Source organism: Streptomyces sp. ADI95-16 (assembly GCF_003721495.1).
Classification (GTDB): Bacteria; Actinomycetota; Actinomycetes; order Streptomycetales; family Streptomycetaceae; genus Streptomyces; species Streptomyces goshikiensis.
In genome coordinates this window covers 1,480,444-1,501,281 of the sequence record NZ_CP033581.1, presented here as the reverse complement: position 1 = coordinate 1,501,281, position 20,838 = coordinate 1,480,444, and the positions used below count along the sequence as shown (strand labels likewise).

General features: G+C 75.0%; 18 protein-coding genes. 8 read left to right on the top strand and 10 right to left on the bottom strand.

The features are described from left to right. Window positions 1-100 precede the first annotated feature (100 nt). Window positions 101-1,363 carry an ROK family protein gene (locus tag EES41_RS06165; protein ID WP_123076355.1) on the top strand — a complete coding sequence of 421 codons (1,263 nt, stop codon included), beginning with the start codon at window positions 101-103 and terminating at the stop codon, window positions 1,361-1,363. A gap of 39 nt (window positions 1,364-1,402) precedes the next feature. Here EES41_RS06165 and EES41_RS06160 read toward each other — a convergent pair whose 3' ends face one another. Continuing rightward, window positions 1,403-1,981: an ATP-binding protein gene (locus tag EES41_RS06160; protein WP_123076353.1), complete on the bottom strand. Its 579-nt coding sequence runs from the start codon at window positions 1,979-1,981 to the stop codon at window positions 1,403-1,405. Window positions 1,982-2,201: 220 nt separating this feature from the next. Here EES41_RS06160 and EES41_RS06155 point away from each other — a divergent pair, with 220 nt between their 5' ends. Continuing rightward, window positions 2,202-3,347 carry a PLP-dependent cysteine synthase family protein gene (locus EES41_RS06155; RefSeq protein WP_123076351.1) on the top strand — a complete coding sequence of 382 codons (1,146 nt, stop codon included), beginning with the start codon at window positions 2,202-2,204 and terminating at the stop codon, window positions 3,345-3,347. Window positions 3,348-3,387: 40 nt separating this feature from the next. On the opposite strand, the gene EES41_RS06150 is transcribed toward EES41_RS06155, so the two are convergent. Further along, complete coding sequence (locus tag EES41_RS06150) at window positions 3,388-3,879, bottom strand: SRPBCC family protein (protein ID WP_123076349.1); 492 nt, start codon at window positions 3,877-3,879, stop codon at window positions 3,388-3,390. A gap of 348 nt (window positions 3,880-4,227) precedes the next feature. Between EES41_RS06150 and EES41_RS06145 the strand changes: the two genes are divergently transcribed. After that, window positions 4,228-6,666 carry a hypothetical protein gene (locus tag EES41_RS06145; RefSeq protein ID WP_254211732.1) on the top strand — a complete coding sequence of 813 codons (2,439 nt, stop codon included), beginning with the start codon at window positions 4,228-4,230 and terminating at the stop codon, window positions 6,664-6,666. On the opposite strand, the gene EES41_RS06140 is transcribed toward EES41_RS06145, so the two are convergent. The 5 genes from EES41_RS06140 to EES41_RS06120 all read right to left on the bottom strand — a co-directional run bounded on the left by EES41_RS06140 (window position 6,614) and on the right by EES41_RS06120 (window position 12,864). Further along, complete coding sequence (locus tag EES41_RS06140; protein ID WP_123076347.1) at window positions 6,614-9,076, bottom strand: right-handed parallel beta-helix repeat-containing protein; 2,463 nt, start codon at window positions 9,074-9,076, stop codon at window positions 6,614-6,616. The two genes, EES41_RS06145 and EES41_RS06140, sit on opposite strands and share 53 nt — an antisense overlap. 130 nt (window positions 9,077-9,206) lie before the next feature. Continuing rightward, on the bottom strand, window positions 9,207-9,806 hold the full coding sequence (locus EES41_RS06135) for a hypothetical protein (RefSeq protein ID WP_250568884.1): 600 nt from the start codon (window positions 9,804-9,806) through the stop codon (window positions 9,207-9,209). A gap of 243 nt (window positions 9,807-10,049) precedes the next feature. Continuing rightward, complete coding sequence (locus EES41_RS06130) at window positions 10,050-10,874, bottom strand: MOSC domain-containing protein (RefSeq protein ID WP_123076343.1); 825 nt, start codon at window positions 10,872-10,874, stop codon at window positions 10,050-10,052. Window positions 10,875-10,929: 55 nt separating this feature from the next. Further along, entirely contained in the window at window positions 10,930-11,427 is a 498-nt protein-coding gene (locus tag EES41_RS06125) for a DUF6643 family protein (protein ID WP_123076341.1), read from the bottom strand. 246 nt (window positions 11,428-11,673) lie between these two features. Further along, entirely contained in the window at window positions 11,674-12,864 is a 1,191-nt protein-coding gene (locus EES41_RS06120; RefSeq protein WP_123076339.1) for a glycosyltransferase, read from the bottom strand. 140 nt (window positions 12,865-13,004) lie between these two features. Here EES41_RS06120 and EES41_RS06115 point away from each other — a divergent pair, with 140 nt between their 5' ends. Continuing rightward, window positions 13,005-13,796 (top strand): glutamate racemase, encoded by a 792-nt coding sequence (locus EES41_RS06115; protein WP_123076337.1) that lies wholly within the window; start codon window positions 13,005-13,007, stop codon window positions 13,794-13,796. Between the two features lie 94 nt (window positions 13,797-13,890). On the opposite strand, the gene EES41_RS06110 is transcribed toward EES41_RS06115, so the two are convergent. Continuing rightward, window positions 13,891-14,823, bottom strand: coding sequence for an ADP-ribosylglycohydrolase family protein (locus EES41_RS06110; RefSeq protein ID WP_123082300.1), 933 nt, complete (start codon window positions 14,821-14,823; stop codon window positions 13,891-13,893). 123 nt (window positions 14,824-14,946) lie between these two features. Continuing rightward, window positions 14,947-15,414, bottom strand: a complete 468-nt coding sequence (locus EES41_RS06105; protein ID WP_123076335.1) for a VOC family protein — start codon at window positions 15,412-15,414, stop codon at window positions 14,947-14,949. 125 nt (window positions 15,415-15,539) lie between these two features. On the opposite strand from EES41_RS06105, the gene EES41_RS06100 reads away from it, so the two are divergent. From EES41_RS06100 to EES41_RS06090, 3 genes are read left to right on the top strand one after another with little or no spacing between them, the layout of a single operon-like run. Then, complete coding sequence (locus EES41_RS06100; RefSeq protein ID WP_123076333.1) at window positions 15,540-16,055, top strand: hypothetical protein; 516 nt, start codon at window positions 15,540-15,542, stop codon at window positions 16,053-16,055. A gap of 44 nt (window positions 16,056-16,099) precedes the next feature. After that, the gene (gene lnt / locus EES41_RS06095) at window positions 16,100-17,914 is read left to right on the top strand and encodes an apolipoprotein N-acyltransferase (protein WP_254211335.1); all 1,815 of its coding nucleotides are present in this window, start codon (window positions 16,100-16,102) and stop codon (window positions 17,912-17,914) included. Between the two features lie 10 nt (window positions 17,915-17,924). Further along, window positions 17,925-18,410 carry an NUDIX domain-containing protein gene (locus EES41_RS06090; protein ID WP_123076331.1) on the top strand — a complete coding sequence of 162 codons (486 nt, stop codon included), beginning with the start codon at window positions 17,925-17,927 and terminating at the stop codon, window positions 18,408-18,410. 57 nt (window positions 18,411-18,467) lie between these two features. On the opposite strand, the gene EES41_RS06085 is transcribed toward EES41_RS06090, so the two are convergent. Then, the gene (locus tag EES41_RS06085) at window positions 18,468-19,253 is read right to left on the bottom strand and encodes a serine protease (protein ID WP_123076329.1); all 786 of its coding nucleotides are present in this window, start codon (window positions 19,251-19,253) and stop codon (window positions 18,468-18,470) included. A 279-nt stretch (window positions 19,254-19,532) separates the two neighbouring features. On the opposite strand from EES41_RS06085, the gene EES41_RS06080 reads away from it, so the two are divergent. After that, a complete protein-coding gene (locus EES41_RS06080; protein ID WP_123076327.1) occupies window positions 19,533-20,822 on the top strand; it encodes an ATP-binding protein in 1,290 nt (429 codons plus the stop codon). The last annotated feature ends 16 nt before the right edge of the window (window positions 20,823-20,838 follow it).

The following is a 20,838-nucleotide window of genomic DNA, read 5'->3' as shown; positions in this document are numbered from 1 at the left end:
GCCTTGCGATGCACCGCACCGGACACCGCGCCCCGGCAAACCTTTCCGGCCACAGCACTGGCGGAGCGGGAGGGGCGCCGATCATGCGAGGATCGCTGTCATGAACGGCAACGGGGCCCCGCCGGGGGTGGGGGACGCGACCACGGTGTCCACGGCATCCGCGAGGACCAAGCTGGAGCGGGGCCGCGGCGCGCTCGGTCCGGCGCTGGAACTCGTCCACACCGGCCGGGCCCCGACCCGGGCGGTGCTGACGGCCGAGCTCGGTGTCACCCGGGCCACCGCGGGAGCCGTCGCCGCCGAGCTGGAGGCCCTCGGCCTGATCCGCGTCGACTCCCGCCCCGGCGGCGCCGGCGGCGCCCAGGGCCGGCCCTCGCACCGGCTCTCCGTGGACGAGAACGGCCCCGTGGCGCTCGCCGCGCAGGTGCACCCGGACGGCTTCCGGGCCGCGCTCGTCGGCCTCGGCGGCCGGATCGTGGCGACCTCCCCCGGCAAGGTCACCGTCTCCGCGGACCCGGCGCAGGTGCTCGGCGCGGTGGTTTCGGCGGGCGCCGAACTGCTCGCGCGCAGCGGCCGCCGCTGCGTCGGCGCGGGCCTCGCCGTCCCGTCGGCCGTCGCCGAGCCGGAGGGTACGGCGCTGAACCCGCTGCACCTGGCCTGGCCGGCCGGCGCCCCCGTACGGGCCATCTTCGCCCAGTGCGTGAAGGCCGCCGGGATCGACGGCCCCGCCCTGACCGGCAACGACGTCAACTTGGCCGCGCTCGCCGAGCACCGCCACGGGGCGGGGCGCAGCGCGCAGCACCTGCTCTGCGTGGCCACCGGCCACCGCGGGGTCGGCGGCGCGCTGGTGCTCGACGGCCGGCTGCACAGCGGGAGTTCCGGGCTGGCCCTGGAGGTCGGCCACCTCACCGTGAACCCGGAGGGGCGCCCCTGCCACTGCGGCAGCCGGGGCTGCCTCGACGTCGAGGCGGACCCGCTGGCCTTCCTGACGGCGGCGGGCCGCACCCCCGGCCCGGAGGTGTCGCTGCTCCAGCAGGCCCGTGACCTGGTGCGCGAGGAGTACGCCGAGCCCGCCGTACGGGCGGCGGCGGAGGAGCTCATCGACCGGCTGGGCCTCGGCCTCGCGGGCCTGGTGAACATCCTCAACCCGGACCGGATCATCCTGGGCGGGCTGCACCGGGAGCTGCTGCACGCGGACCCGGAGCGGCTGCGCGCGGTCGTCGCGGACCGGAGCCTGTGGGGGCGCAGCGGGGGAGTGCCGATCCTGCCGTGCACCCTGGACCACAACAGCCTGGTCGGCGCGGCGGAGCTGGCGTGGCAGCCGGTGCTGGACGACCCGCTGGGGGCCCTGGGGGCGGCGGCCTGAACCGGTCCGGCGGGTCCGGCGGGCCCGGCCGGCCCCGAGCTACCCGGGCCGGGCGGCGACCGACACCGTCACCGGCACGCTGACCGCGACGGCCTCCGCGTCCACGGCCACGAACGCCGCCGGGGCGGGCTCTCGTACGGGCATGGCCGTGTCGATGATGACCGTGCCCTTCGGTGCGACGTGGGCCGGGGTGGCGCGGAGCGAGAACCACACGATCTTGCCCGGACCGTCGCCGTGCGGCCGCGCCCCCCAGGCCTCGCTCACCGCCTCGACGAGCGCGAGGCCGCGCCCGCAGGTCTCCAGCGCGCCGAGGGCGTCCGGCGCGTCCAGGGCGTCCGCCCGCGTCTCGCGCAGGACCGGCAGCCGCGGATCGCTGTCGTACACCGACACCGTGAGGCGGCCCAGGCGGAACTCGATCTCGACGGTGCACACCTTGTTCGGCTGCGCGTGGCGGTGGACGTTGCTGAGCAGCTCCGTCACGCCGAGCGCAGCCCGGTCTATGAGCGGATCGAGCTGCCAGTGGCGCAGCTGCGCAGAAACGATTCTTCGGATCTGGCCGATCCGCGACGGCAAGGCTTGCAGTTCGACGACGCAGTGCCTGCGGGAATGACTGATCACGGCTGCGACTCCCCGACATGAGTGTTACGGGTGCTGCACCCTCAGTAATGCTCCACCAGGGTCACCCACGGTGCCCCGGTGTGCAACCGAACGCGCGGGACAACCGCGTTCGCGAAGCCCTAAAGCGATTCGCATAGAGACCCAAAGTGACCGTTTGTGCAGGTGAGGGGGGTACATTGCGAAAGCAGGGGGCGAACGCACGCACGAAGGAGCACGGCGAATGAGCACCACCGGCAACACCGGCAGAACCGGCGCGACGGTCACCACCGTCGACGTCGACCGCAGCGACGCGGACTACCGCGCCTGGCTGAAGGAAGCCGTCCGCAAGGTCCAGGCCGACGCCAACCGCTCCGCCGACACCCACCTGCTGCGCTTCCCGCTCCCCGAGGCCTGGGGCATCGACCTCTACCTCAAGGACGAGTCCACGCACCCCACGGGCTCCCTCAAGCACCGCCTCGCCCGGTCGCTCTTCCTCTACGCCCTCTGCAACGGCTGGGTCCGCCCCGGACGCCCCGTCATCGAGGCGTCCAGCGGCTCGACCGCCGTCTCCGAGGCGTACTTCGCCAAGCTGATCGGCGTGCCGTTCATCGCGGTCATGCCGAGGACGACCAGCCCGGAGAAGTGCCGCCTCATCGAATTCCACGGCGGCGAATGCCACTTCGTCGACGACCCGATGAAGATGTACGAGGCGTCGGCGGAACTCGCGGCCCGGACCGGCGGCCACTACATGGACCAGTTCACGTACGCGGAGCGCGCGACGGACTGGCGCGGGAACAACAACATCGCGGAATCCATGTACCAGCAACTGCGCCTGGAGCGGTACCCCGAACCCGCCTGGATCGTGGCGACGGCCGGCACCGGCGGCACCTCCGCGACCATCGCGCGGTACGTGCACTACATGCAGCACGACACCCGCATCTGTGTCCCGGACCCCGAGAACTCCTGCTTCTTCGACGGCTGGACGCTGGGCGACCCGCACGCGAGCAGCGATTGCGGCTCGCGCATCGAGGGCATCGGCCGGCCGCGCATGGAGCCGAGCTTCGTGCCGGGCGCCATCGACCGGATGATGAAGGTGCCGGACGCGGCGAGCGTGGCCGCGTGCCGCGCGCTGGAACACGCCATAGGCCGCAAGGCGGGCGGCTCGACCGGCACCGGAGTGTGGAGCGCCCTGAAGATCATCTCGGAGATGGTGGCGGAGGGCCGCACCGGCAGTGTGGTCACCCTGCTGTGCGACCCGGGCGACCGCTACCTCGACAAGTACTACTCCGACGACTGGCTGGCGGCGCAGGGCCTCGACATCGCCCCGTACACGAAGACGCTCGACACCCTCCTGACCACGGGCGTCTGGCGCGAGCCGACCGCCTGAGCCCGCCGACGCCGGAGTCCCGTACGCGGGTCGACAGGGCCTAACCGTCCCCCGTCGCGCGGTCGGTGGTGAGGCGGGCGTCGAGGGCGTGGACCGCCGAGCGGAACGAGCGGCCGAGAGCCGGGCGGGCGGCGGCCAGGGCGAGGCGGAAGGGGGCCGGGCCGTCCGTCGCGAAGGTCCAGCGGACCCGCGTTCCGGTGCCCGACGGGGTGAGCAGCCACTCCTCCAGCAGGGCCCGCATCCCGGGGGCGTTGGTCTCGTCGACCCGGTAGGCGTAGCGCTGCCCCGGGTCCTTGGCCATGACCGTCTCGTGGAAGCGGACCCCGCCCGCCAGCCTGATCTCGCGGCCCGCGCCCCCGTCGGTCGGCCGGGCCAGGGTGATCGCCTTGAACCACCGCGGCCAGCCCTCGACCTGCTCCGCCAAGGCCCGGTACACGGCGTCCGGCGCGGCGGCGGCCTCGGCCGTGAAGACGTGCCGGACCGGGGCGACCTCGGCGAAGTCGAGCCCCACGGGGCGGAGTCGGCGAGCCATGGAGGTACCCCCTGAGGTGTGGCACGGCGGGTGTGGCACGCCGAGTGTGGCGCGCCGGGTGCGGTGTGCCGAGTGTGGCGCGCCGGGTGCGCGGGCACCATAGCCGAGCTCCCGTCAGAAGTCCGTACCGGCCAGGGCCCTGGAGACGACTCCGGTTCCTCGGCCGGACGGCCGGCGGACGGGATGCTGGACAACGCCCCGCGAGCGGAGGCCGCAGTGCCGGACACCCCCACGCCCGACATCCCCACGCCCGACATCCCCTCACCTGAGGCCGCCTCATCTGACGCCCCTTCACCCGATGCCCCCTCACTCGATGCCCCCACGCCCCCGGGGGCGGCTCCGCTCGCTCTGGAGCTCCTCGTCCACGGGGTCGCCGGAGCCGCGCCCGACGAGTTGCTCGGCGATCCCCGTACCGTCCGGGTCACCGGCGACTCCACCGCCGCCGTCTTCCGCCGCACCGAGGACGCCGACGCCGAGGACCACCCCGAGCGCTACGCGGGCCGGCCCGTGCCCGAGGCCTACTGCTGGTCCCGCCTGACCTCCGGCAACGGCACCCGCGCCCTGTGGCTGCTGCTCCTGCCGTTCATGGTGGCCAACCTCGCCCACTGGGCCCGCCCGGCCGCGCCCGCCACCACGAAATCCCCGCGCACGGTCAGCACGTACGGCCTGCTCGTCCGGATACTCGCGCTCAGCCTCACCGTCCTGCTGATCGCCGCCGCCTGCGAGGTCGCGCTCGACCTCCTCGCCTGGCAGTGCGCCGGCACCGCCGGCTGCACCGGCTCCCGCTCCCGGCTCGCGTTCCTCTCCGCCGACGGCGGCTGGTGGGGCCAGCCCGGACGGCGGCTCGCCCTGTGCGCGCTGGTCCCCGCCGCCCTGACCGGGCTGCTCTGGTACCTGTCGAACCGCACCTGGAGCGCCTACGAATCCCAGTCGCCGCCCGCCGGCACCGGCGACCCGGACGCCCTGGACGACACCGCGCCCGCCCTCGGCCGGCCCGGGTTCTGGTACGGACGCCGCCTCGTGGCCAGGCTGCGCGCGGCGCACACCGCCGCCGGGCTGCTCACCGTCGCGGCGGCCGTCGCCGCACCCGTCGCCCGCCACGACCGCCGGGCCGGCGCCCCCGGGCCGGCGGCGTTCGGCTGGGCCGTCGAAGCGCTGCTCGTCGCCGGGGCCGTCACGGTGGCCTGGGTCGTCTGCCGGCGCGGCCGCACCGAGGCCCGGCCCGACCACCGCCTCGACCGGGCCGCGATCACCCTGCTGCCGGGCGGCGCCCTCGCCCTGTTCGTCGCCGTCCTCGGCTACGCCTGCTGGTCGCGGCCCGGCTGGCACTCCACCGGGCGGCTCCCGGGTGACTTCGCCTTCGGCGCGCTCATGCTGGCCCAGGGCTGCGGCGTACTGGCCCTGGCCGTCGTCGCCCGGCGCCTCCACCGGGGGGCGCCCGATCCGGCCGCCGCCCTGCACGGCCTCGGCGGGCCGGCCGTCGCCATGCTCGGATGCGCGCTCGGCGGGGTGATGTCCGGCGGGGTCGCGCGGAGCGTGGCCGACTGGCTCGACGGCGGGGCCACCCCCGGGATGGCCGACGCCCCGCTGCCCGGGCCGCCCGTGCTGCTGTCCTGGCAGGCGGCCGTACTGCCCCCGCTGCTCCTCGTACTGGCCCTGCTCGCCGCCTGGTTCGCCGTTCGCGGAGCCCGCGAGCGGCGCCGGCTCGCCGCGACCGTCGCCGCCGAGTACCCCGGCGAGCCGCCGGACCGCGCGCGCAGCCGGCAGATCGCCGGGGCCCGGGCCGCCGCCGCGCTGACCGACTCCGCGCCCTGGTTCGTGGGCGCCGTCTCCGGGGTCACCCTGCTGCTCGGCGCGGGCGCCCTCGCCGGAGCCTGGTTCAGCGGGCAGGTCCCGGGCGAGGCCGCCCGGGGCGCGCACCCGCTGCTGGAGAGCGCCGCCCGCGCCGCGCAGGACACCGGGTCCTGGCTCATAGGGTTCGGCTTCCTCCTCTTCGTCACCTGGGGCCGCCGCGCCTACCGGGACCCGGCCGCCCGCCGCACCATCGGCATCCTGTGGGACGTCGGCACCTTCTGGCCGCGCGCCGCCCACCCGTTCGCCCCGCCCTGCTACGCCGAGCGGGCCGTCCCCGACCTGACCTGGCGGATGACCGGCTGGACCGGGCGCACCGGCGGCCGCCTGGTGATCTCCGGCCACTCCCAGGGCAGCGTGCTCGCGGCCGCCGCCGTCTGGCAGCTGCCGCCGGGGGCCCGCCGCCGGGTCGCGCTGCTGACGTACGGCTCGCCGCTCGGCCGGCTCTACGGCCGCTGGTTCCCGGCGTACTTCGGGCCCGGCCCGCTGACCGCCCTGCACGGCGAGGTCGACTGCTGGCGCAACCTCTGGCGGGCCACCGACCCGATCGGCGGCCCGGTACGGCTCGCCCCGGCCACGGGCACCGCTGCCGGCGGCGCCGGGGAAGTGGACCGGGGGCCGCTCGCCGATCCCGTCGCCTACGGGCGCAGCGCCCGCCACCCGCTGCCCGCGCCGATCCTGGGCCACTCCGCCTACCAGGCGGACCCGGCCTTCGCCGCCGAACGCGACCGGCTGCTCGTACGGCTCGCCGCCGCCGCGCGGGCCGACGTACCGCACCAGCGCGGGGGCTCACCCGGCGCCGCGGACCACGCCGCGGACCACGCCGCGGACCACGCCGCGGACCACGCCGCGGACCACGCCGCGGAGCACCCGCGCCCCGGCGTCAGCGCACCCCGGCCGCCGGCACCGGAAGGTCCGCCGGGAACAGCAGGGTGAGCTCGTCCGTGGTCGGCTCCGACAGCTGCGCCACCCGCCCCGCGTGCCGCTCGACCATCGACTCGAAGGTCTGGCGCGCGGTGCGGCCGTTGCCGAAGGCCGGCCCCTTGGGCAGCTCCGTGAAGTACGTCAGCAGCGCCTCGGAGGTGCCCTCGCCCAGCCGGTACTCGTGCTCCTCCGCCTGCTGCTCCACGATCCGCAGCAGGTCCTGCGGCCCGTAGTCGCCGAAGGTGATGGTCCGGGAGAACCGCGAGGCCACCCCCGGGTTGACGGTCAGGAACCGGTCCATCTCCGCCGTGTACCCGGCGACGATCACCACCACCGCGTCCCGGTGGTCCTCCATCAGCTTCACCAGGGTGTCGATCGCCTCGCGCCCGAAGTCCCGGCCCGAGTCCTCCGGGGCCAGCGCGTACGCCTCGTCGATGAACAGCACACCGCCGCGCGCCCGGTCGAAGGCCTCCTGCGTGCGGATCGCGGTGGAGCCGATGTGCTCGCCGACCAGGTCCACCCGGGACACCTCGACCAGGTGGCCGTGCTCCAGCACCCCGAGGGAGGCGAGGATCTCCCCGTACAGCCGGGCCACCGTGGTCTTGCCGGTGCCGGGGGAGCCGGTGAAGACCAGGTGCCGGCGCACCGAGGCCGCCTTGAGGCCCGCCTGCTGCCGCCGCCGGCCTACCTCGATCATGTCCGTGAGGGCGCGGACCTCGCGCTTGACGCTGTCCAGCCCGACGAGCCCGTCCAGCTGCCCCAGGGCGGCCCCGGAGTCCCGCGCGGCGGCTGCCGCCCCGGCGGCGGCCGCCGAAGGGTCCGGGCGGAGGGTGGGACGCGGCGCGGGGACGTCCGCCGCGGGTCCGGTGCCGCCCGGCGCCGCCGTGACCGTACGGATGCCCGCGCGCTCCCCGCCGGGCCCGCCGGGGAGCGCCGACTGGGCGGCGAGCCTCGGCCCGGACTCGTCGCTGGTGCACTCCTCGGCTACGGGCCCGTCCTCAGCGAACTCGTAACCCCCGCGCGCGCAGCGCTCGGTGTGGCAGCCGGTCAGCGTGGTGCGGCAGCCGTCGAGGACGTGGAAACCGAAGCCGGAGCTGCCCGTCACCCGGCAGGCGGTGAAGGTGCCGCGGCCGCGCGCCGAGACGTAGAACCCGGCCTCGGCGGGGGAGCTGACCGTGCACCGCTCCAGGGCCGGATCGGCGCCCTTGGTGACGATCACGCCCGTCTGCACCGCGTCGATGGTGCAGTCGGCGAGGGTGCCGCCGCTGCCGTGGTCGCGGAACCACGCCCCGGTCGCAGCCTCCCGGATCCGGCAGTCGTCCAGCCGGGCGGTGGCCCCGTCGGTCACGGAGACGGCCGTGTTCCGCACCTGGGACAGGTCGCTGTCCACGACGTCGATCCGCGAGCCCCGGTCGAGCACGAACACCGCGTCCGGCACGTCGTGCACCCGGCAGGAGTCCAGCGAGGCGGTGGCCCCGTCGCTGATCCACACCGCCGGATAGTCGCCCGTGCTGTCGTGGATCTCGCAGGACTCGGCATCCACCCGGGTGCCCGGGTCCCACACGGACAGCCCGTTGCGGCCGAACCGGCGGACGGTGGTGCGGCTGAGCGTGAGCACCGAACGGGAGCGCAGGTCCACCGCGTTCTCCGGGATGTCGTGGATGTCGCACCCCGCGAGCGTGAGCACCGCGTCCGTGTCGAGGGTGACCCCGTCGGCGGAGGTGCGGTGCACCGAGCAGTCCGTGAGCCGGGCGGCGGCGCGCGCGGCGATCTGCACCCCGGCGCCCTTGATCTCGTACACCTCGCAGCCCAGCGCCTCCAGGCCGGAGCCCTCGCCGGTCACGCCGATGCCCGCGCCGGTCGCGTGGTGGATGCGGCAGCGCTCCAGACGCGGATGGCCGCCGCCGCGCACCGAGACCCCGGTCTGCCCGGCGGCCACGACCTCGCACTCCTCGAACACCCCGCCACCGCCGTCCAGGACGGAGATCCCGACGCCCGTCGGGTTCTCGACGGTGCACCGCCGCACCAGGGGCCGGGCGCCGCCGCGGACCTCGATGCCGGCCGCCGACCGGGTGCTCACCCGCAGGTCCGTGAGCTCGGGGGAGCCGTCCTCCACGAGCACGGCGGGCGCCGCCCGGTCCTGGCCCTCCACGTGCAGGTCCTGGACCACGGCCGAGGCGCGCAGCGTCAGCGCGACCCCGTCCAGCGGGGCGATCCGCACCGAGCCCACCGAGCCCTCGGGCCCGCGCAGGGTGACGGCGTGCTCCAGCACCAGGTTCTCCCGGTAGGTGCCGGGGGCGATCGACAGGACGTCCCCGTCGCCCGCGACGGCGAGCGCGGCCGCCAGAGTCGGATACTCACCGGAGCGGCGCCGCCACCGAGAAGCCCCGCCGTGCGTCACCTGGACCGTGCCCTGAGCCATGGTGCTGTCGTGCCCCCGCCCTCGTACTCGCGCTGCCGAAGCGTCGGAAGCAGCTCAAAGCTGCCGAAGCGACTGAAGCGACCGAACTGGCTCTCCACCGTAGCGCGCGTCGGGCCCGGGAGTTGCCAGGTCAGCTGCCCGCACCCGCCCGGCCCCAGTCCGGCCCGGTCGCGGCCCAGGCGCGGTCCAGCCGTATGTACCGCCGATGCATGAGCCTTCGTACGACGATCCGACGGACCGTCTCCGCCAGCGCGGCCGCCGCGAGGGCGGCGGCCAGGCCCGCCGTGCCCGCGTGGAACGAGGCGGAGGACGGGTCGAGCGGCCGCCCCACCACCTCGCCCCGCGTATCGGTCCATATCCGGAACCGGTCGCCCGCCTGTGGCGGCTCCTCCGCGGCCGGCACCGTGCCCTGGTGGCTGCTGCCGTCGGGCGCGGTCCACGCGGCCACGATCCGGGTCCGCTGCGGGTTCTGCCGTGGCGCCGCCGGTTCGGCGGACGCCTCGGCGAGCGGCGCCGGGCCCGGCCGGACCACCACCGCCGGGACGAGGTACCGCTCCTGCCGCTGTTCGCGCGCGGCCCGCTGAAGGGTCCCGTCCACCTGCGAGCCCGCCACCCAGCCGATGGCCGGAGCCACCACCAGGAAGCACACCAGCGCGGTGAACGCCACCCACGCCTCGAAGAGATCGGTCGGCCGGCGCAGCGGATTGCGCCGCCAACGCCAGACACCCATTGCTGTTCGCACGGTCCGGCTCCCCCTACTCCGCCAGTCTCCGCCTGCCTGCGCGTCCCAGCCTCCCGCACGCCCGGCGGACGCGCATTCCGGGACGCGCGGGACATGTGTCACCCGATCCGGTGCACGTTCCCCCGCACCGGCTCCCGTGAGATTCCACGCGAGTGTCCACACGTCCTGAAAGCTCCAACGGCGTGGTCGGGCACGTTGGTTCCAGAAGGCGTGCGGAGCCCCTCGAAGGTGTTATTCCAGCACGCGGACCTCGTCGCCCACGCGTACGGTGCCCAGCCGGACCGGGACCAGCATCCGACCGAAGGCCAGGGACTTCCCGATGCGCCGGTGCCGCGCCAGCGTCTTCAGCGGCTCCTTGCCGCGCTCCGCCGTCGTCTGGTCGGTGGTGGTGACGATGCACCGCCCGCACTCGCGCACGCCGCGGAAGACGGCGTCGCCGATCGCGATCCGCCGCCAGCCGTCCTCGGCCCACGCCTCGGCGCCCGAGACCACCAGGTTCGGGCGGAAACGGTTCATCGGCAGCGGGCCCTCCTCGGGATGGTCCCCCTCGGCGATCAGGCCGTTGAGCGCGTCCAGCGAGGCGAGGGTGGTGAGGAGCAGCGGGTAGCCGTCGGCCAGGCTCACGGTCTCGCCGGGCAGGGCGTAGTCCGGGTCGACGGGGCGGCGGACGGCGGGTTCGTCCATGTGCACCAGCCGCGCCGGGACCCCGAGGTACGCGGAGAACCAGTCGGCGGCGGTGGTCGCCGCCACGACGGTCTCGATCTTCTTGCCGAACAGCATCACGGGCTCCAGCGGCCCGGGCTCCGGCACCTCCACGACCAGCTCCGCCATCCCCGGACCGGACAGCGCGACCCGGCCGCCCTCCAGCGGACGGGCCGAGGCCAAGGCCAGCCGCGCCTGCTGGCGTTGGGTGATCACCGCGCCCTCGCTGTCAACCACCGCCCAGCGGCGGTCCCCGGACAGCCCCCAGGGCTCCACGGCCACCTCGTCGGGAGCAGTCCCCGCTACCGACTTGACGGGGTGGACGTGGAGGGCCTGGACATACAAGTTCGCCATGTAGGCATCTTGCCAGGCGACCGCCGTGCGGGCCGAGGGAGTATCGCCCCGCCCGTCAGTAGCCGCGCCCCTGGTAGGGGCGGCCGTACGGATCCTCGTACGAGCCCTGGACCGGTGCCTGCTGCATCGGGCGCGGGGCGGCCGGGCGCATGGCCTCGTACCCGGTGCCGGTCGCGACCGGCCGGGGCTGCTGCGGCTGCTGGGCGTAGCCCGCGCGGGCCGCCACCGGCTGCTGCTGCGGGATGTACGGGGCCGGTGCGCTCTGCAGCGGCATCGGCTGCGGCGCGGCCTGCTGCTGGTACTGGGGGTAGCCGTAGGCGGGAGCCTGCTGCTGCGGCGTCGCCGGGGGCAGCGCCGGCAGGGCGGAGGCGAGGGCCGGCAGGTAACCACCGCTCGAATATCCGGCGCTCGGGGAGTCGTAGGCGGCGGGGACGCGGATCGGGGCGATCTGCGGCGTGCCGCGTTCGGCGACGAGGGAGTCGTAGATGGGGGTGTCCGTGAAGGAGGGCGCGGAGTAGTAACCGCCGCCATAAGTGGAGCGGGGGGAGGTCATGGGACCTAAGTTAAGCCCACGACTTCACGGGGTCCATAGCGAGGGTTCGTCAACACCGCCCTGACCTGCATATTCGCAGGTCAGGGCCTCAGCTTTCACTTCACGTTCACGTGCACGATTCGTCACGTGCGTCCCGTCTTGATACTTCTCGTGCTCACCGGTTGTGTGTTGCACCGACTTGCTGTTGACGGAACGTCACAATCCGATGACCTCGAATGACGGTGTTTCAGGGGCTGTGACACGGTTTCAGGCATCGCTGGGCCGGGCATAGGTTCGCCCCTTCCAGGCGGCCCCGCGACCGCGGTAGTGGAGCGAAGCGGAGTCGAGGGTCATCAGCAGGTAGAGCAGCGCGGTGAACGGCAGCAGCGGCGCGAGCGCGGCGGGCTGCCGGTAGTAGCGCAGCATCGGCAGGTACGTCCCGGACATCAGCAGCCACGCCAGGCCCCCGGCCCAGGCGGCCGCCGGGCGGCCGGTCGCCAGCCCGGCGAGGAGGGCGGCCGGGGGGACGAGGTAGACCAGGACCAGGCCGGCCACCGCCGCGGCCAGCAGCAGCGGGTGGTGTCGCAGTTGCGCGTAGGCGCTGCGCGAGACCATCCGCCACAGGTCCCCCAGGGCGGGGTACGGGCGCACGCTGTCCACCCGCTCCGCGAGCCCCAGCCAGATCCGCCCGCCGGAGCGGCGGACCGCGCGGGCGAGGGAGACGTCGTCGATGACGGCCTGCCGGATGGAGTCGGGTACGCCGGCCCGGACGGCGGCCTCGGTGCGCAGCAGGACGCAGCCGCCCGCGGCCGCGGCGGTGCGGCCGGCGGGGCGGTTGATCCGGCGGAAGGGGTAGAGCTGGGCGAAGAAGTAGACGAAGGCGGGGACGACGAGGCGCTCCCAGAACGTCACGACGCGCAGCCGGGCCATCTGCGAGACGAGGTCGAGGCCGGCGGACGTCGCGGCGGCGACGAGCTCGCGGAGGCTGTCGGGTTCGTGGGCGATGTCGGCGTCGGTGAGGAGGAGGAACTCGGGGCCGGTCCCGGCGGCGGTGCCGGCGGCGCCGGTGTCGCGGGCGTGCGCGATGCCGTGCCGCAGGGCCCAGAGCTTGCCGGTCCAGCCGGGTCCGGGGTCGCCGGGGGACACGACGGTGAGGGGGAGGCCCGGGTGCGCGGCGGCGAGGCTCAGGGCGAGGTCGGCGGTGCCGTCCGTACTGCCGTCGTCGACCAGGATGACCTCGGCGGCGCCGGGATAGTCCTGGACGAGGAGCGACGGCAGGCTGCGGGCCAGCACCCCGGCCTCGTCCCTGGCCGGGACGACGATGGCGACGGAGGGCCAGCGGGCGGGGGCGGTGCGAGGGGGGAGGCGGACGTCGGTGCGCCAGAACATGCCCTGGGCGAGGGTGAGCCAGAGCCAGGCGGCGAGGGAGGCGTAGGCGGCGGCGGTGAGGAGGCCCATTGCGGCAGTGTGTCGAAGCGGAGGGCGCGTGTCTCGCTCCTCGGGGGTGTCCCTCCGGCGAATCCCCGCCGGGCCTCGCGGACGGGCGCCCGGGGGCGGGGAAGGCCGGGGTTTCGGGTGCGGTCGATTAAGGTGACCAGGTGAAGATCGCGCTCATGGACTCCGGGATCGGCCTCCTCGCGGCGGCCGCCGCAATGCGGCGGCTGCGGCCGGACGCCGATCTGGTCATCTCCTCCGACCCCGACGGCATGCCGTGGGGGCCCCGCACCCCCGCCGACCTCACCGAGCGGGCCGTCGCCGTCGCCCGGGCCGCCGCCGCGCACCGTCCCGACGCGCTGATCGTGGCCTGCAACACCGCCTCCGTGCACAGCCTGCCGAACCTGCGCGCCGAGCTGGAGCCCGCGATCCCCGTCATCGGGACCGTGCCGGCGATCAAGCCCGCAGCGGCCTCCGGCGGCCGGGTGGCCATCTGGGCCACCCCCGCCACCACCGGCAGCCCCTACCAGCGCGGGCTGATCCGGGACTTCGCCGCCGGGGTCCGGGTGACCGAGGTGCCGTGCCCCGGTCTCGCGGACGCCGTCGAGCACGGGAACGAGGAAGAGGTCGTACGGGCCGTCGCCGCGGCCGCCGCGCTGACCCCGCCGGACGTCACGGACGTGGTGCTCGGCTGCACGCACTACGAGCTGGTCGATGAGGCCATCCGGGCCGCCCTGGCCGAGCGGACCGGCGGCGCCGAGCCGGTCTTCCACGGTTCCGCCGAACCCGTCGCCGTCCAGGCGCTGCGCCGCATCGGCGCCCGGCCGGAGCCCGGCCTGCCGCGGACCGGCGGCCTGACCGTGCTGCTCAGCGGGCGCCCGTCGCAGCTCCCGGCCACCGCGCTCGGATACGCCGAGGGCCGGATGCTCGTCGGGGAGAACGCGCCCGTCGCGTGATCCGTACGCGCTGACGGGACGAAACGGCTTGTGGTGCGCGCGCCCACCGGCCGGCGCCCCGCGCCCACCGGCCTGCGGCCGGAGCCGGCTCTCGTCAGCCCGCGGCCGGTACGCCGGCGGTCGCCAGGCGCCGAGCCAGGTCCCGCAGCGCCGCCGCGTCCAGCACGCGGTCCCCGAACCCCGGCAGCGGCACGTGCAGCGGGCCCGTCCACTGCGCCGGGACCGCGTCCTGGCCGTACCGGGCGCCGGCCAGGGTGCCGGTGACCGCCGCCACCGTGTCGGTGTCCCCGCCCAGGTCCACGGCGGCCCGGACCGCCTCCGCGAACCCGGAGGTGGTCCGCAGCGCCCACACCGCCGAGCCGAGGCAGGGCCACACCGCCCCGTTGAACTCGGTGGCCAGGCCCGGGTGCCAGTCGGGGCCCAGCACCTGGCCGTACCGTTCGCGATGGTCCGGGTGGACCGCGGCGAGCGTCGCGGGGAGGGCGGCCAGCGGATCGGCTCCGTCCAGGCAGACCCGCACCAGCTCGTGCAGGATCGCGGTCCCTTCCCAGGCGGCCCGGTCGCCGTGGGTCAGCGCCGCGATCCGCCGGGCGGCGTCCATCGACTCCTCGCGCCCGGCGGCGGCGAAGTACACCGCCGAGGTGGAGGCCCGCATCAGCGAACCGTTGCCCGCCGCCCGGGCGTTGACCTGGAAGTGGAGTGCGGCGGCGAGGTCCCAGGGCTGCCCGCCGGTCAGCACGTCCTCGGTCTGGAGCCCGATGTCCTTGGGCGCACCGGCCGCCCAGCGCCGGAACCGCTCGAAGACATCGGGGAGTTCGAGGTCGCCGCACTCCAGCAGGGACTCGCCGAGCAGCACCGCCATCTGCGTGTCGTCCGTGGCCTCGCCCGGATCCCAGCCGCCGCCCCCGCGCATCTCGGCGCCGCGCGCCGTCAACTCCCCGGCCGGGCCGAACTCGTAGGGCGCGCCCAGCGCGTCACCGACGGCCGAGCCCAGTACGGCGCCCACGGCGCGGTCGAGTCGGGGAATCACGGTGCCTCCGGGGGCGGTTGCGGGCGTACGGCGGCCGGTACCCACCGTACGGAGTCGCCGGTCGCCGCTTCGCCGGGGCCGTCCGGTCCGCCCAGGTCAGTGTGCCCCGGAGTTCGCGGGCTACGCCTCGGCGAGCCGGCGCGCCAGTTCCTCGGAGGAGACGTCCTCCAGGTGGGTCAGGAACACCCACAGGTGCCCGAACGGGTCGCGGAGGATGACGTTGCGGTCGCCGTGGAACTGGTCCTCGGGCTCGCGCACCACCTCGGCGCCCGCCGCCGCGGCGGTGCGGGTGAGCGCGTCCACGTCAGGGACGAACACGTGCAGGGCCACTGAGGTGCCGCCCAGCGACGGGGGTGCGGTGAACGGTCCCTCGGAGACGTCGCCGAGCATCATGACGGCCCCGCCGATCCGGATCTCGGCGTGCAGGACGCCGCCCGCCGGGTGGCCGAGCCGGAATTCCTCGACCGCGCCGAAGGCCTCGGTGTAGAAGGAGATCGCGGCGGCCGCGTCGGACACCATGATGTGCGGCACCACGGAGGTGCGGTAGCGCTCGGGGAAGGTCGTCCGTACTGCGTCGTGAGTGGTCATGTCCGCGACCGTAGGACCTCAAGCTTGCTTGAGGTCAAGGGCGGCGGACACGGCCCGGAACACGCGCTGATCCGACTGGCGGAGGGGCGGTGGCGCCCCTGCGGAACGTGAGTACGCTGCTACACATGACGGTGCACCCCCCGGGTCCGCTGTGGACGGGCCGGGCCTCCAACCGCGCGCAGTGGCTGCTCGCCGCAGCCGGTGCCGCCTGTCTGGCGCTCGGCATCGAGCTGGCCGTCGACTCCCCGTGGACCTCGGGCGTCGTCCCGCTGCTGATGTCCGTGATCGGCTGCCTCGCCGCGGGACTGCTGATCCTCTACGGGACCCTCGCCTTCGTCCACGTCGCCGTCACCGTCGACGCGGAGGCCCTGGTGGTGCGCTGCGGCCACATGGGGCTGCCGCGCCGGCGGATCTCGCTGACCGAGGTGACCTCCGCCGAGTTCCTGCCCCGGATCACCCCCCAGCAGTGGGGCGGCTGGGGCTACCGCTGGCGCCCCGAGAAGGGCACCGCCGTCATCGTCCGGCGCGGCGAGGGGCTGGAGCTGCGGCTCGGCGACGGGAAGCTGTTCACGGTCACCGTCGACGACGCGGAGAACGGGGTCCGCGTCATCCGTACCCATCTGCGCGCCCTCGCCCGCTGAGGCGTTTACCGGTCTCCGGCGCGTGGGGACGTACACTCCGCCAGATGAGCAGCAGTGTCACCCGCGCGGCCGGGAACGAGCCCCCGCAGCCCTCCGCGGCAGCCAGTACCGAAGCCGCGAACGGGACCGCGAACGAGGCCGTGACCAGCGCCGGGACCGCCGCGACCGGCACCGACCGGGCGCCCGGCGACGCGCCCGGCAACGCGCCCGACCAGGTGTCCGACCGCGTGCCCGGGGCCGGGTCCGGGGCCGGAACCCCCGCCGCCGGAACCCCGGCCGCCGCCGGAGCCGACGGAGCCCCCGCGACCCCCCGGCGCCGCGGCGTCGCCCGGTTCGCGCGGCCCGTCCTCGCCGTACTCGCCGGCGCGCTGCTGTACGCCAGCTTCCCGCCCCGCCCGCTGTGGTGGCTGGCCCCCTTCGCCCTCGCCCTGCTCGCCGGCTGCCTCCACGGCCGCCGCGCCCGCTCCGGATTCGGCCTCGGCTTCCTCTTCGGCCTCGGCTACCTGCTGCCGCTGCTCGTCTGGACCAGCGAGGGCGTAGGCCCCGTCCCGTGGCTGGCCCTCGCCACCCTCGAAGCGCTCCTGATCGGCCTCACCGGCCTCGGCATCGCCCTCGTCAGCCGGCTCCCCGCCTGGCCGCTGTGGGCCGCCGCCGTCTGGGTCGCGGGCGAGGCCCTGCGCGCCCGCGCGCCCTTCGGCGGCTTCCCCTGGGGCAAGCTCGCCTTCGGCCAGGCCGACGGCCTCTTCCTGCCGCTCGCCGCCCTCGGCGGCACCCCGCTGCTGTCCTTCGCCGTCGCCCTGTGCGGCTTCGGGCTGTACGAGGCCCTGCGCGTCGCCCGCGCCCACCCCCGCCGGACGGCCGCCGCCCTCGCCGCCCTCACCGTCGCCGCCCCCATCGGCGCGGCCCTCGCCGCCCGGCCGCTGGTGTCGGACGCCGCCGAGGACGGCACCGCCGTGGCCGCCGTCATCCAGGGCAACGTCCCGCGCGCCGGCTTCGACTTCAATGCCCAGCGCCGCGCCGTGCTCGACAACCACGCCAAGCGCACGGTCCAGCTCGCCGAGGACGTGAAGGCCGGCCGCGTCCCCAAGCCCGACTTCGTGGTCTGGCCGGAGAACTCCTCCGACATCGACCCCTTCACCCAGCCCGACGCCTACGACGTCATCGACAAGGCGGTCAAGGCGATCGGCGCGCCCGTCGCGATCGGCTCCGTCCTCGTCCCGGAGAGCGGCCCGCTGCGCAACACGATGATCCTGTGGGACCCGGTCAAGGGCCCCACGGACACCTACGACAAGCGCAAGATCCAGCCCTTCGGCGAGCGCATGCCGATGCGCTCCTTCGTCCGGATCTTCAGCGCCGACGTGGACCGGGTGCGCCGCGACTTCGGCCCCGGCAAGGAGCCCGGTGTCTTCGACATGGCCGGCAGCGGCGTCGGCATGGTCACCTGCTACGAGGCCGCCTTCGACGACGCCGTCCGCTCCACCGTCCGGGCGGGCGCCCAGGTCATCGCCGTCCCCAGCAACAACGCCACCTTCGGCCGGTCCCAGATGACCTACCAGCAGCTCGCCATGGACCGGATCCGGGCCGTCGAGCACAGCCGGTCCGTCCTCGTCCCCGTCACCAGCGGGGTCAGCGCCGTCATCCGCCCGGACGGCACGATCGTCCAGCAGACACGGATGTTCACCGCGGACGCCCTGGTCGCCGAGATCCCGCTGCGCTCCACCGAGACCCCGGCCACGCGCTTCGGACCGCTGCCCGAGTACGTCCTGCTCGCGATCGCCGCCGGTGGCTTCGGCTGGGTCCTGACCCGGCGGATCCGGGCCCGCCGGGCGGCCGGTCCGGGGACGCCGGCGGCCTCGTAGGGTTCGGGGCATGAGCACCCCCGAATACATCCGCGCGATCCGGGCCTCCGCCGGGCACCGGCTGCTCCTGCTGCCCGGCGTCACCGCCGTCGTCTTCGACGACCGGGGCCGCGTGCTGCTCGGCCGACGCTCCGACACCGGGCGCTGGTCGGTGGTCGGCGGCATCGCCGAGCCGGGGGAGCAGCCCGCGCGGACCGCGGTGCGCGAGGTGTACGAGGAGACGGCGGTGCGCTGCGTCCCCGAGCGGGTGGTCCTCGTACAGATGCTCCAGCCGGTCACCTACGCCAACGGGGACCGCTGCCAGTTCCAGGACATCACCTTCCGCTGCCGGGCGACGGGCGGCGAGGCCCGGGTCAACGACCACGAGTCGCTGGAGGTGGGCTGGTTCGAGCCGGACGCGCTGCCGGCGCTGGACCCGTTCGCCCTGGACCGCATCCACCGGGCCCTGCGCGACGAACCGACCTGGTTCGAGGTGCCGGCCGAGATCGCGGAGTAGGGCCCCGGCCGTCCGGCCCGGCAGGGGTCAGTCCGGCAGGGGCCGGCCCGGCAGGGGTCAGTCCGTCGAGACGGCCGCCTGGCGGTAGAGCTCCAGGGCCTGCTCGCCCAGCACCGCGCTGTACGAGACGTCCGGGTCCGTGCCGCCGGCCTCGTATCCGCCGAGCACCCCGGCCAGCGCGCCGTCCACCAGCCACGGGCTGCCGCTGGTGCCGCCGCTGAGGTCCGGGCAGTCGATCCGGCGCTGCGTGCCGGACAGCAGGGTCGTGACGTTGGCGCAGCGCAGCGGGGCCTCCCGGTTGCTCGGGTAGCCGAGCACCGTGACGGTGGGGCGGTCCGGGCGGGCGACGGCGACGCGGAAGCCGCCCACCACGTCCTGGACGTTCTGGCCCTCGGCGCCGCCCAGCGGGGCGACCGTGGCGAAGGCGATGTCGTCGTCCGGGTCCTCGGAGTCGGTCCACTCCGGGGCGATGTAGCTGCCGGTGAGCCTCCACAGCCCGTACGGGGCCACGCCGTCGCGGTAGCCCGGGGCGAAGACCGCGTCCTCGCCGTCGAGGCCGTCCAGGCAGTGCGCGGCCGTCGCGATCACATCACCGTAGTCGCTGCGCACCACGGAGGCGGTGCAGAAGTGACCGTCGTCGAGACTCCCCTCGAACAGCGGGCCCACCCGGGCGGCGACCGCGTCGGGCACGGCCCGCGAGGTCACGCCGAAGCCCGACGCCGCGGCCGCGTCGGGCACGCTGAGCAGCGTGGACACCGCCACGAGCGCGGGCAGGATCCGCAGCGCCCGCCGCGTACGGGCGCGGGCGAAGTCACAGGCACGGGGGAGCAGGTGCTGGATCATGCACCCGAGCCTTCCCCCCGAATCTGTGTCCGGAGCACGATATTCCATATGAATCCGCTGTGAATCCTGGGAACCGTTTCGCGGCTGACTGGAAAGGTCTGAAAAAGCCGGAAGTCTTACGAAATTGAAAGTCTAGTGGCGTTTCGTGGACCCTGCCGGAGAGCGGTCTATGGACGCCGCGGAAGGTTGACGGAACAGGTGTTGTGCGCCGCGGCGCGTGAGTGCCCGGCCCGCCCGCCCTAGCCTCGCCGCAGGAGCACGAACGAGGGGCGGTACCCGGTGAACTGGCTCATCCACGACTACCGCGAGAGCGATCTCGCCGCGGTGGTCCACCTGATCGACACCACGGCCGAACTCGGCCAGGAATCCGTGTTCTCGCTCGCCGAGTGCATCAGCGCGCTGACCGGCCGGCAGCCCTGTGTGGTCGCCGTCCACCAGGGCGTCCCGATCGGCGCGGCGCTCGCCTGCGTCACCGGCGAACGGGCCTGGGTCATGCGCATCGCGATCGCCGCCGGCTGGCGCGGCCGCGGCCTGGCCAGCGCCCTGCTCGTCGAGCTGGAGCGACGGCTGATCGCAGCCCGCGTCGGGCGGATCGCCTACGTGCTGCCCGAGGAGGACCTGCTCGGCGAGGGCCTCCTCAACGCCGGGTACACCCGGCAGCCCGCCGTCGCCTACTTCGAGAAGACCGAACCGCTCCACGGGCCGGCCGCCGGACTCCTCGACGACCTCGGCGGACGCTTCCTCGCGAACGACCTCTGGACCAAGGTCGCCGGCATGGAGACCGAGAAGGACCTCATCGAACGGCGCGTGGTGCTGCCGCTCGCCGAGCCCGAACGGGCCGCCGCGCACGGTGTGCGGCCGCCGCGCGCCATCACCCTCTTCGGACCGCCCGGAACCGGGAAGACCACCTTCGCCCGCGCCATCGCCTCCCGGCTGGGCTGGCCCTTCGTGGAACTGCTGCCGTCCCGGCTCGCCGACGAGGGCAACCTGGCCGCCGCGCTGCGCACCGCGTTCGCCCGGATAGCCGAGCTGGAGCGGGTGCTCGTCTTCATCGACGAGGTCGAGGAGATCGCGCCCGTGCGCACCGAGCCCGCGCAGCCCGGCGGGATCCACGGCGTCACCAACGAGCTGCTCAAGCTGATACCCGGCTTCCGGGAGGGCGGCGAGCGGCTGCTGGTCTGCGCCACCAACTCCATCCGCTCGCTGGACCCGGCCTTCCTGCGGCCCGGGCGCTTCGACTACCTGATCCCGATCGGCACCCCGGACGCCGGGGCCCGCGCCGCGATCTGGGGCCGCTACACGGCGGGGCGGGCCGATGTCGACGTGGCGGCGCTGGTGGAGGCGAGCGAGCTGTTCACCCCGGCCGACATCGAGCACGCGGCGCGGATCGCGGCGCAGGTGTCGTTCGAACGGGACCTGGAGGCGGTCGGCGCGCGGGGAGCGGCGGCCGCGCCGCCGGGCGCGAACACCGCGGACTACCTGGCGGCGGTGGCGCAGTGCCGGCCGACGGTGACCCCTGCGATGACGGGGGAGTTCGCGGCGGACATCACGGCGCACGCCCGCTCCTGAGCGCAGGCCACGGCCG